The organism is Ligilactobacillus salivarius DSM 20555 = ATCC 11741 (assembly GCF_001435955.1).
Lineage (GTDB): Bacteria > Bacillota > Bacilli > Lactobacillales > Lactobacillaceae > Ligilactobacillus > Ligilactobacillus salivarius.
Genome location: NZ_AYYT01000002.1, coordinates 141,449 through 153,351, shown reverse-complemented (window position 1 = coordinate 153,351; position 11,903 = coordinate 141,449). Strand labels below are relative to the sequence as shown.

General features: G+C 33.2%; 9 protein-coding genes. All 9 read left to right on the top strand.

Annotation, left to right across the window (positions count from 1 at the left end; genetic code table 11):
* Positions 1 to 8 precede the first annotated feature (8 nt).
* On the top strand, positions 9 to 818 hold the full coding sequence (gene lgt / locus FC55_RS01900) for a prolipoprotein diacylglyceryl transferase (protein WP_003700630.1): 810 nt from the start codon (positions 9 to 11) through the stop codon (positions 816 to 818).
* Positions 819 to 887: 69 nt separating this feature from the next.
* Positions 888 to 2,615, top strand: a complete 1,728-nt coding sequence (locus FC55_RS01895) for a phospho-sugar mutase (protein ID WP_003700629.1) — start codon at positions 888 to 890, stop codon at positions 2,613 to 2,615.
* A 147-nt stretch (positions 2,616 to 2,762) separates the two neighbouring features.
* On the top strand, positions 2,763 to 4,763 hold the full coding sequence (gene uvrB, locus FC55_RS01890) for an excinuclease ABC subunit UvrB (protein WP_014568561.1): 2,001 nt from the start codon (positions 2,763 to 2,765) through the stop codon (positions 4,761 to 4,763).
* An 18-nt stretch (positions 4,764 to 4,781) separates the two neighbouring features.
* On the top strand, positions 4,782 to 7,616 hold the full coding sequence (gene uvrA, locus FC55_RS01885) for an excinuclease ABC subunit UvrA (RefSeq protein ID WP_003700627.1): 2,835 nt from the start codon (positions 4,782 to 4,784) through the stop codon (positions 7,614 to 7,616).
* Between the two features lie 75 nt (positions 7,617 to 7,691).
* Complete coding sequence (locus FC55_RS01880) at positions 7,692 to 8,162, top strand: S-ribosylhomocysteine lyase (protein ID WP_003700626.1); 471 nt, start codon at positions 7,692 to 7,694, stop codon at positions 8,160 to 8,162.
* A gap of 23 nt (positions 8,163 to 8,185) precedes the next feature.
* On the top strand, positions 8,186 to 8,827 hold the full coding sequence (locus FC55_RS01875) for an NAD(P)H-binding protein (RefSeq protein ID WP_003700625.1): 642 nt from the start codon (positions 8,186 to 8,188) through the stop codon (positions 8,825 to 8,827).
* Between the two features lie 183 nt (positions 8,828 to 9,010).
* The gene (gene rapZ, locus FC55_RS01870; protein ID WP_014568557.1) at positions 9,011 to 9,892 is read left to right on the top strand and encodes an RNase adapter RapZ; all 882 of its coding nucleotides are present in this window, start codon (positions 9,011 to 9,013) and stop codon (positions 9,890 to 9,892) included.
* A complete protein-coding gene (locus tag FC55_RS01865) occupies positions 9,889 to 10,902 on the top strand; it encodes a gluconeogenesis factor YvcK family protein (protein ID WP_003700623.1) in 1,014 nt (337 codons plus the stop codon). The genes rapZ and FC55_RS01865 overlap by 4 nt, the downstream gene beginning before the upstream one ends.
* A 22-nt stretch (positions 10,903 to 10,924) precedes the next feature.
* Positions 10,925 to 11,872 carry a DNA-binding protein WhiA gene (gene whiA, locus FC55_RS01860; protein WP_003700622.1) on the top strand — a complete coding sequence of 316 codons (948 nt, stop codon included), beginning with the start codon at positions 10,925 to 10,927 and terminating at the stop codon, positions 11,870 to 11,872.
* The last annotated feature ends 31 nt before the right edge of the window (positions 11,873 to 11,903 follow it).

Sequence of the window (11,903 nt, the reverse complement as noted above, 5' to 3'; positions counted from 1 at the left end):
AAAGATTAATGAATTTTTTAGGAGTAATTAATCCGGTTGCCTTACAATTAGGTCCATTTCAAATTAGATGGTATGGAATAATTATTGCTAGTGCAGTTATTCTGGCAGTATATTTATCTGTTTTAGAGGGAAGGAAACAAAATATCTTAGATGATGACATCTATGATTTATTGTTGTATTCTCTGCCAGTAGCAATTATCTGTGCCCGAATTTACTATGTAGTTTTTGAATGGTCATATTATTCTCATCATTTAAGTGAGACTTATCGTATTTGGGACGGTGGAATTGCTATTTATGGTGCACTAATAGGTGCAGTTATAGTTATCTTGATCTTTTGTCGTCGCCGCAATATTCCAACTTGGACTTTACTTGATGTGATTGCCCCAACAGTTATATTGGCACAAGGTATAGGGCGTTGGGGAAATTTCATGAATCAAGAAGCTCATGGTGTTGCAACGACTTTAGGTTTTTTAAAATCGTTACATCTACCTAAGTTTATAATTAACCAGATGTATATAGATGGAACATATTATCAACCTACGTTTCTTTATGAGTCTCTATGGGATATTAGTGGATTCGTTGTTTTAATTATTTTGAGAAGACAGAAGAAATTATTAAAAAGCGGAGAAGTTGTTCTGTCTTACATAATTTGGTATTCATTTGGTCGTTTCTTTATTGAAGGAATGAGAACTGATAGCTTAATGTTGGGGAGCTTAAGAGTATCACAATGGTTATCTTTAATTCTGTTTATTAGTGCCATCGCAGCAATCTTTTACAGAAGATATAATGATCCGTTGTTGAAATGGTATACAGAATAATAATTAATTTAAAAAAATTTGCTATTTTATAGTATAATATAGATATATGTTAATGGAAGGGTGATTTTCATGAGTTGGCAAGATACTTACCAAGACTGGAAAGAAAATAAAGAATTAGTTGAAGATTTACGTGCAGATTTAGTACGTATGGAAGGAAATCAAGATGAACTTGAAGATGCATTCTATGCACCATTAGAATTTGGTACAGCTGGTATGCGTGGGGTTTTAGGTGCAGGAATTAATCGTATGAACATTTATACTGTTCGTCAAGCTACTGAAGGTTTAGCTCTTTTCATGGAAACTCTTGATGAAGAAACAAGAAAACGTGGTGTAGCTATTAGTTACGATTCACGTCACCATTCACAAGATTTTGCTTTTGAATCTGCTAGAGTATTAGGACAACATGGTATTCCAACATTTGTTTTTGAAAGTTTACGTCCAACACCTGAATTATCATTCACAGTACGTCACTTACATACTTATGCAGGGATTATGATTACTGCAAGTCACAATCCAAAGCAATACAACGGATATAAGATTTATGGTGAAGATGGGGCACAAATGCCTCCTAAAGAATCAGATTTGATTACTAAATATATTCGTAAAGTAGATGATCTATTTGCAATTAAAGTTGCAGATCAAGAAGAACTAATAGAAGATGGTGTTCTTAAGGTAATTGGTGACGAAGTTGATAAAGCATACTTAGATGAAGTAAAACAAGTTACTATTAACCAAGAACTAGTTGCTGAAGAAGGTAAGACAATGAAACTTATCTTTACACCACTTCATGGTACAGGAGCTATGTTAGGTGAAAAAGCTTTGCGTCAAGCAGGTTTTGAAAACTTTACAATGGTTCCAGAACAAGCTAAGCCAGATCCTGATTTCTCAACAGTTAAGAAGCCAAATCCAGAAGATACAGCAGCCTTTGATTTAGCTATTAAATTAGGTAAAGAAGAAGGTGCAGATTTATTAGTTGCTGTTGACCCTGATGCTGACCGTTTGGGAGCAGCTGTACGTCAACCAGATGGTGAATATCAATTATTAACAGGTAACCAAATTGCAGCAATTATGTTAAACTACATTTTAACTGCTAGAAAGAATGCAGGTACTTTACCAGCTAATGCAGCAGCAGTTAAATCAATTGTATCAAGTGAATTTGCTACAAAGATTGCTGAAAGTTTTAACGTAGATATGATCAATGTTTTAACTGGATTCAAATTTATTGCTGAACAAATTAAGCATTTTGAAGATACAAATGAACATACATTTATGTTTGGATTTGAAGAAAGTTATGGATATTTGGTTCGTCCATTTGTTCGTGATAAAGATGCTGTACAATCACTTGTAATGTTAGCAGAAGTGGCTGCTTTCTATAAGAAACAAGGTAAGAATCTATACGATGGTCTTCAAGAATTATTTGAAAAGCATGGTTACTTTGTTGAAAAGACAACATCATTAACTTTTGATGGGGTTGAAGGTGCTAATAAGATTAAAGACTTAATGGCTAAATTTAGAGCTGAAGCACCAAAACAATTTGGTGATTACAAAGTTGTTGCAATGGAAGATTTTGATAAATCTGAAAAGAGTTATGCTGACGGAAAAGTCGAAGCAATGACTCTACCTAAGTCTAATGTATTGAAATTCTTATTGGAAGACGGTACATGGATTGCTATTCGTCCTTCTGGTACAGAACCAAAGATCAAATTCTACATTGGTACTTTAGGCGATACCTTAGAAGCAGCAACAAAGAAACGTTCAGTCTTTGAAGAAGAAATTAACAATTTTGTAAATGAATAATAAATAGAAATTAGTTTAGAGAAACGTCTTATTACTGATAAAAATTAGTAGTAAGACGTTTTTATTAATTCTAAACTAAGTAGTAGTAGAATTCTTGTTCGGTGTGGTACAATATATATGCAATTTTTATGATTGGGAGGGTTCGATGTGATTGAGCGTCAAGCAGATAGAAATTTTGAATTAGTTTCTAAGTATAGCCCAACTGGAGACCAGCCGGAAGCAATACAAGAATTAACAGAGGGAATTAAAAAAGGTGAAAAAGCTCAAATTTTAATGGGAGCGACAGGTACTGGTAAAACTTTTACAATTTCTAATGTAATAAAGAATGTTAATAAACCAACTTTAGTTTTAGCACATAATAAGACGTTGGCAGGACAATTATATGGAGAATTTAAAGAATTCTTTCCTAATAATGCAGTGGAATATTTTGTTAGTTATTATGACTATTATCAACCAGAAGCTTATGTTCCTTCTAGCGATACTTATATTGAAAAAGATTCAAGTATCAATGATGAAATAGATAAACTTCGTCACTCTGCTACAAGTTCGTTATTAGAAAGAAATGATGTAATTGTTGTGGCTTCTGTTTCATCAATCTTTGGGTTAGGTGATCCTCATGAATATAGAGAACACACAATTTCATTAAGAGTCGGACAAGAAATTGAGCGTAATAAATTATTAAATGATTTAATTGATATTCAATTTGAACGAAATGACATCGACTTTCAACGTGGACGTTTCAGAGTTCGTGGAGATGTTGTTGAAATCTTTCCAGCTTCAAGAGATGAGTCAGCATTACGAGTAGAATTTTTTGGCGATGAAATTGATAGAATTAGAGAAATTGACCCATTGACTGGAGAAACTATCGCTGATAGAGAACACATCGCTATTTTCCCTGCTACTCACTTTATGACAAATGAAGAAAGATTAGGAACAGCGATTGAGGGAATTCAACAAGAATTAGAAGAAAGAACGACTGAATTAAAGAATGAAGGAAAACTTTTAGAGGCTCAAAGACTACAGCAAAGAACCACGTATGATATTGAAATGCTAAAGGAAATGGGATATTGTTCTGGAATTGAAAACTATTCAAGACATATGGATGGTAGAAAACCAGGAGAAGCACCTTATACTTTATTAGATTTCTTCCCAGATGATTTCTTGATTGTAGTAGATGAATCACATGTAACGATGCCCCAAGTTAGAGGTATGTATAATGGGGATAGAGCTAGAAAGCAAATGCTGGTAGATTATGGATTTAGGTTACCTAGTGCTTTAGATAATCGTCCATTAACTAGAGAAGAATTTGAAAAACATGTAAATCAAATAATTTATATGTCAGCGACACCAGGGCCTTATGAACAAGAAAAAACATCACATGTTGTACAACAGATTATTCGACCAACTGGATTATTAGATCCAGAAATTGAAGTTCGTCCTATTATGGGACAAATGGATGACTTAGTTGGAGAAATCAATAAACGGGTTGAACTTAATGAAAGAGTATTTGTTACAACGTTAACTAAAAAAATGGCTGAAGATTTAACTGATTATTTCAAAGAAATGGGAATAAAAGTTAAATACTTACACTCTGATATAAAGACATTAGAAAGAACCGAAATTGTTCGAGACTTAAGAATGGGAAAATTCGATGTATTAGTAGGTATTAATCTTTTGAGAGAAGGAATAGATGTGCCTGAAGTTTCATTGGTAGCAATTTTAGATGCTGATAAAGAAGGATTTTTACGAAATGAACGCTCTTTAATTCAGACGATTGGACGTGCTGCTCGTAATGCAAGTGGTCATGTAATTATGTATGCTGACGATGTAACACCTTCTATGGAAGCAGCCATTAAGGAAACTAAGAGACGTCGTAGTATCCAAGAACAATATAATAAAGATCATAATATTATTCCTAAAACAATTATTAAACCAATTAGAGCAGCTATTTCTATAAGTTCAAAAGTTAATAAATCAGATACAAATATTAGTGATACAGTAGATTTTGCTGATATGAGTAAGAAGGAACAATTAGAAATGATTTCTAATCTAGAAGAACAAATGCGTGAGGCTGCTAAGAAGTTAGATTTTGAAGAAGCTGCAACATTAAGAGATACTGTAATGGAATTGAAAGCACAGATTAGTTAAGGAAGAAGGGTATATAATTTGGCTCAAAATAAAATAAAAATTCGCGGAGCAAGGGCACATAATTTAAAAAATATAGATGTCGATATACCTAAAGATAAGTTGGTAGTAGTTACTGGTTTATCTGGCTCAGGTAAAAGTTCATTAGCATTTGATACTTTATATGCTGAAGGACAACGAAGATATGTAGAGAGTCTCTCAGCATATGCACGTCAATTCTTGGGACAAATGGATAAACCAGATGTTGATTCGATTGATGGATTATCTCCAGCAATTTCAATTGATCAAAAGACAACTTCCAAAAACCCAAGATCGACAGTAGGAACAGTTACTGAAATCAATGATTTTTTACGATTATTATGGGCAAGAGTCGGAACACCTATTTGTCCTAATGATGGTCATGAAATAACAAGTCAATCTCCAGAACAAATGGTAGATAAGATATTAGAATTGCCAGAAAGAACTAAATTACAAATTCTAGCTCCAATTGTACGAGGAAAAAAAGGGCAACATAAGAAAATTATTGAAAAAGTAAAAAAAGATGGATTTGTACGTATTATTGTTGATGGTGAGATTCATGATGTTGAAGAAGAAATAGAGTTAGATAAAAATAAAAAGCATGATATAAGTGTTGTAGTAGATCGAATTGTATTGAAAGATGGTATTCGATCAAGATTGTTTGATTCACTAGAAGCTGCTTTGAGATTAACTAACGGCAATGTTGCAGTTGATGTAATTGGTGATAAAATGCTGCAATTTTCTGAGAACTTCTCATGTCCATATTGTGGTTTTACCATTGGAGAATTAGAACCACGTATATTTTCTTTTAACGCACCATTTGGAGCATGTCCTGATTGTGATGGTATAGGTGTGAAATTAGAAGTAGATAAAGATTTGGTAATACCAGACGATACAAAAACTTTAAATGAAGGTGCACTTGCACCATGGAATCCTATCAGTTCTAAGTACTACCCAACGATGTTGCAACAAGCATGTGAGGCATTTGGTATTGATATGGATACTCCATTTAAAGATTTACCAGACAAAGATAAAAAAATTATATTGTATGGAGCTGGAGATAGAGAATTTCATTTTAAATTTGAAAGTGACTTTGGTGGTTTGAAGGATATTGATACAACATTTGAAGGTGTTATTCCAAATGTTGAAAGACGTTATAGAGAAACAAATAGTGATTTTACAAGAGATGTTATGCGTCAATATATGACTAGTTTAACTTGTCAAACATGTCATGGATATCGTTTAAATGAACAAGCATTATCTGTAAAAATAGCAGGTAAACATATTGGTGAAGTGTCAGATTTTCCTATTAATGAAAGCTTGAATTTCTTTGAAAATCTAACATTTAGTGAACAAAATCAAGAGATTGCCAGACCGATTCTAAAAGAAATTGATGATAGGTTAACATTTTTAAAGAATGTAGGTTTAGATTACTTAACACTTAGTCGTTCGGCACGTACACTATCAGGTGGAGAAGCCCAAAGAATTCGTTTAGCTACACAAATTGGATCAAATTTATCGGGTGTAATGTATGTTTTAGATGAACCATCAATTGGTCTCCATCAAAGAGATAATGATAGATTGATTGCTTCATTGAAAAAAATGCGTGATTTAGGTAATACACTAATTGTTGTAGAACACGATGAAGATACTATGAGAGCAGCAGATTATTTAATTGATATTGGTCCAGGCGCTGGCGAGAATGGTGGACAAGTTATAGCTGCTGGAACTCCAAAGCAGGTCGAAAAAAAGCGTAATTCTTTAACTGGACAATATTTGTCAGGTAAGAAGTATATTGCAATTCCAAGTGAACGACGAAAAGGGAATGGAAAGAAGATAGTAGTTAAGGGTGCTTCGGAGAATAATTTGAAAAATATAGATGTTGGTTTCCCACTAGGTGAATTTATAGCCGTTACCGGTGTATCTGGTTCAGGAAAATCAACATTGGTAAATATGATTTTAAAGCGTGCCTTGGCTCAAAAACTTAATCATAATTCTGAAAAACCAGGGAAATATCAAAAAATTGAAGGTGTTGAAAACATCGAAAAAATTATTGATATAGATCAAACGCCAATTGGACGTACTCCTAGAAGTAATCCGGCTACATATACCGGTGTATTCGATGATATTAGAGGACTATTTGCTCAAACCAATCAGGCTAAACTGAGAGGGTATGGCAAAGGAAGATTTAGCTTTAATATTAAGGGTGGAAGATGTGAGGCATGTAAAGGCGATGGGATTATAAAGATTGAAATGAACTTTTTACCAGATGTTTATGTTCCTTGTGAAGTGTGTCATGGTACACGCTATAATTCTGAAACCTTAGAAGTAGAGTATAAAGATAAAAATATTGCTGATATTTTAAATATGACTGTATCTGAAGCTTTAACATTTTTTGAACCAATTCCTAAAATTAAACGGAAACTACAAACGATTGTAGATGTTGGTTTAGGTTACGTAAAATTAGGACAACCAGCAACAACTTTATCTGGTGGAGAAGCCCAAAGAATGAAATTAGCTTCAGAACTTCATAAAAAGTCTAATGGAAAAACTTTTTATATTTTAGATGAACCTACAACGGGGTTACATTCAGAAGATATTAAGAGATTATTAGAAGTTCTGCAAAGATTAGTTGATAAGGGAAATACTGTTCTTGTAATTGAGCATAATTTAGATGTTATAAAGACTGCAGATTATTTAATTGATCTAGGTCCTGAAGGTGGAGATGGTGGCGGTCAAATAGTAGCTACCGGAACACCAGAAGAAGTTATAAAAGTTAATGATAGCTATACTGGTAAGTATTTAAAAGAAGTGCTAGTACCTGATCATTATGCATAGTTATAATTTGCAATTTTAAATAAAAATGATAGAGTAGAAATTGAAATTAATATTTTTTATATAGGAAGTGTTAAGATGGCTAAGGTAGAAAGTTTTACATTAGATCATACAGCTGTTAAGGCTCCATATGTACGTTTAATTACTGTTGAAACAGGTGCAAAAGGAGATAAGATTTCAAATTTTGACTTAAGATTTGTTCAACCAAATGAAAATGCAATTCCAACAGCTGGATTGCATACAATTGAACATATGTTGGCAGGATATTTGCGTGATCATATGGATGGAGTTATTGATTGCTCACCTTTTGGATGTCGTACAGGTTTCCATTTAATTATGTGGGGTGAACATGATACTACTGAAGTTGCAACAGCTTTAAAGGCATCTTTAAACGATATTATTAATGCTAGTTGGGAAGATGTTCAAGGAACAGATATTAAGAGTTGTGGTAATTATAGAGACCATTCTCTATTTTCTGCTCAAGAATGGTGTAAGAAGATTTTGGCTGATGGCATTTCAACTGATCCATTTGAAAGAAAAGTTATTTAATTTTTTTGTTAGGAGGATGTTTCATGGCTAAGATATTTGTAGTTGGTGGCTCTGGTAGAGTGGCATCAGAACTAATTAAGAATTTAATTAATGATGGTAATCAAGTATTTGCAAGTTCACGTCATCCTGAGAAAATTATTAAGTTAGATAATGTTGTTCCAGTTAAGTTGGATTTGCATAGTGATGTTAGTGCTTGGTCTGAAGTTTTTAAAGGCATGGATGTTATTTACTTTGTAGCTGGATCTAGAGGTAAAGATTTGCTACAAACGGATGCAATGGGAGCTGTCAAAACGATGCAAGCAGCTGAGAACGTTGGTGTTAAAAGATATATAATGTTGAGTTCTTTGTATGCTTTACAGCCTGAAAAATGGTCACAATATGAATCATTGGCAGCGTTGACTGATTATAATATCGCAAAATTCTTTGCAGATAATTATTTAGTCAATGATACCAAATTGGACTATACAGTTGTTCAGCCAGCATCACTAACTGAAGAAACAGGTACTGGAAGAGTATCTTTTAATGAAATAATAAGTAATACTAATCCAATTCCAGATGTTGCTAAAGTATTGGCAGAGGTAATCAAACATAACAATACGATTGGCAAAGTTATTATGATGTGTAGTGGGGATAACCCAATTGAAACAGCATTAAAAGACATTTAGAGTGTCGGATTTGACCCGTATATCTAAAGGCAAGATGACTTTGGATTGCGGGTCATTTCTTGTGAAAAGGAAAGAATTATAATTAAAATACATGTAGGAATATTTTTATTTTTTTAAAGACACGCCCGGATATGATATAATGGTAAAATGATTAAAAAGGATAAGAAAGTTGAGGCGATGTTCATGAGTGCATTGCAATTAGTAATAGTTACCGGAATGAGTGGTGCTGGGAAAACAGTAGCTGTACAGAGTTTTGAAGATTTAGGTTATTTTTGTGTAGATAATATGCCGCCTAAATTATTGCCTAAATTTTATGAATTGGTTAAGGAATCTGGGAAAATAACGAAAATAGCATTAGTAGTAGATTTAAGATCTCGTGCTTTCTATGATGAAATTGTAGAAATGGTGAGAGAATTAGATGAAAATGAATTCAATTCTTCTAGAATATTGTTTTTAGATGCTTCAGATGAAGAACTAGTTGCTAGATATAAAGAAACTAGAAGATCTCATCCGTTGGCTATGGAGGGAAGAATTTTAGACGGAATTCATTTAGAAAGAGAACTATTGGCACCAATTAAGTCAAATGCTCAAATCATCATTGATACCTCTAAATTATCTCCACGTCAACTAAGAGAAGAGATATTTAAGAATTTCGAAGCCAGAGATACCAAAACTTTCCATATTGAAGTTATGTCATTTGGTTTCAAATATGGATTACCTATAGATGCAGATATTGTCATGGATGTACGTTTCTTACCTAATCCTTATTATGTGCCGGAATTGCGAAATAAAACTGGTAAGGATGATGCTGTATATGAATATGTGATGAAATCTGAGAAAACAGAAGAATTTTATCAAAAATTTGTATCTCTTCTAAAATATGTAATTCCAGGTTATATTGCAGAAGGAAAATCTAATGTAACAATTGCAATTGGATGTACAGGAGGACAACATCGCTCAGTAGCATTAGCTGAAAGAATAGGTAATGAACTATCTAAAGAGTATCCGGTTCATATGTCACATCGTGATATGAATAAACGAAAGGAGACGGTGAATCGCTCATGAAACAACAAACAAGAAATACACCTAAAATTGTTGTCATAGGTGGAGGTACTGGCCTTCCTGTTATTTTAAATGGTTTACGTAAGAGAGATGCTGATATTACTGCTGTTGTTACAGTTGCTGATGATGGAGGATCTTCTGGAATCATAAGAGATTATATTAACGTAGTTCCACCTGGAGATATTAGAAATGTGTTAGTTGCTTTATCTGATCTACCAGATGTATATAAAGATATATTTCAGTACAGATTCAATTCCAAAGATCAGTTCTTTTCAGGGCATGCAATTGGAAATCTTATAATAGCTGCACTATCTGAAATGGAAAATAGAGGAATTTTTAATGCAGTGCAAGAGTTATCTGAATTAATGAAAGTAGATGGACATGTCTATCCGGCTGCTAATACTCCGTTAGTATTGAATGCAGAATTTACTGATGGTAGTAAAATCTCTGGTGAAGCAGAAATTTCAGCAGCTGGAAAAACTATAAAAAAAGTATGGGTTACAACAAATGGTGAAGGTAAACCAGAGGCGATGCCAGAAGTAATAGATGCTATTATGAATGCTGATCAGATTGTATTAGGACCAGGAAGTCTATTTACTAGTATCTTGCCTAATTTAATGATTGAAAATGTGGGTCGTGCAGTTTGTGAAACTAAGGCTGAGGTTATATATATTTGTAACATCATGACTCAAAAGGGTGAAACTGAACATTTTTCAGATGCAGATCATGTTAAAGTTTTGAATAGTCATTTGGGCAAAAACTTTATTGACACAGTGTTGGTGAATACTGAAAATGTGCCTAGTGATTATTTAGACAGACAAAAATACGATGAATATTTATATCAAGTAAAACATGATTTTTCAGGTTTACGTGAACAAGGAACAAGAGTTATTTCAGATAATTTCTTATTAATGCGTGATAGAGGAATTTTCCATAATGGAGATCAGGTTGTAGATGAACTGATGAGACTTACTGGAAGACCGAAGTCATGGAATGACGATGAATTTAATTAGAGTATAGAATAGAGGTGAAGGAATGTCATACGCTAGTGATGTAAAAAAAGAACTTACGATGCTTGAGGTTCATTTTGGTAATGCTAAGGCTGAATTAATGGCGTTGATAAGAATGAATGGCTCATTGAGTATTGTTAATAAGCAATTTGTTTTAAGTGTTCAAACAGAAAATCCAGCTATTGCTAGGCGCATCTACCGTTTATTAAAGCAGTTTTACGATATAGAGAGTGAATTGATAGTTCGTCGAAAGATGAAATTGAAGAAGAATAATTTTTATATTGTACGTTTAAAAACTGGAACAAATGAAATTTTAAAGGATTTAGATATATTAGATAATTTTCAGATTAAAGAAACTGTTCCTTTAGAATTTTTGGATGACGATGCCAAGGTAAGATCATATTTACGTGGGGCATTTTTAGCAACTGGTTCTGTTAATAATCCTGAAACAAGTAGATATCATCTAGAAATTTACTCACTATATGAAGATCACAACGATACAATATGTGAAATGATGAATAGATATGGATTAAATGCAAGGAAAACCGAGAGAAGAAGTGGTTATATTACTTATCTAAAAGAAGCTGAGAAAATAGCAGATTTTTTATCTTTGATAGGTGCAACTAATGCCATGTTGAAATTTGAAGATATTAGAATTGTTAGGGATATGAGAAATTCAGTTAATCGTATCGTGAATTGCGAAACTGCTAATCTTAATAAAATCGCAGATGCTTCTAAAAAGCAAATTGATAATATTAAGTTGATTGATGCTAAGGTGGGAATTGATAAGTTACCACAGAAATTACAAGAAGTAGCAATAGCGAGATTGGGACATCCAGAAGAAAGCTTAAAGAATTTGGGTGAACTTATACCTGGAGGACCAATTTCTAAATCTGGTATAAATCATAGGTTGAGAAAATTAAATGAAATTGCCGAAAAAATACGCGCTGGTGAAAGTATTGCGGTACTATAAAAAAAGTTCCTAGATTTTATGGTCTAGGAAC

Bases quoted from the DNA above. Each gene is read 5' to 3' on its own strand.
- lgt (WP_003700630.1), top strand. From the start codon at position 9: ATGAATTTTTTAGGAGTAATTAATCCGGTTGCCTTACAATTAGGTCCA.
- FC55_RS01895 (WP_003700629.1), top strand. From the start codon at position 888: ATGAGTTGGCAAGATACTTACCAAGACTGGAAAGAAAATAAAGAATTA.
- FC55_RS01880 (WP_003700626.1), top strand. From the start codon at position 7,692: ATGGCTAAGGTAGAAAGTTTTACATTAGATCATACAGCTGTTAAGGCT.
- FC55_RS01875 (WP_003700625.1), top strand. From the start codon at position 8,186: ATGGCTAAGATATTTGTAGTTGGTGGCTCTGGTAGAGTGGCATCAGAA.
- rapZ (WP_014568557.1), top strand. From the start codon at position 9,011: ATGAGTGCATTGCAATTAGTAATAGTTACCGGAATGAGTGGTGCTGGG.
- FC55_RS01865 (WP_003700623.1), top strand. From the start codon at position 9,889: ATGAAACAACAAACAAGAAATACACCTAAAATTGTTGTCATAGGTGGA.
- whiA (WP_003700622.1), top strand. From the start codon at position 10,925: ATGTCATACGCTAGTGATGTAAAAAAAGAACTTACGATGCTTGAGGTT.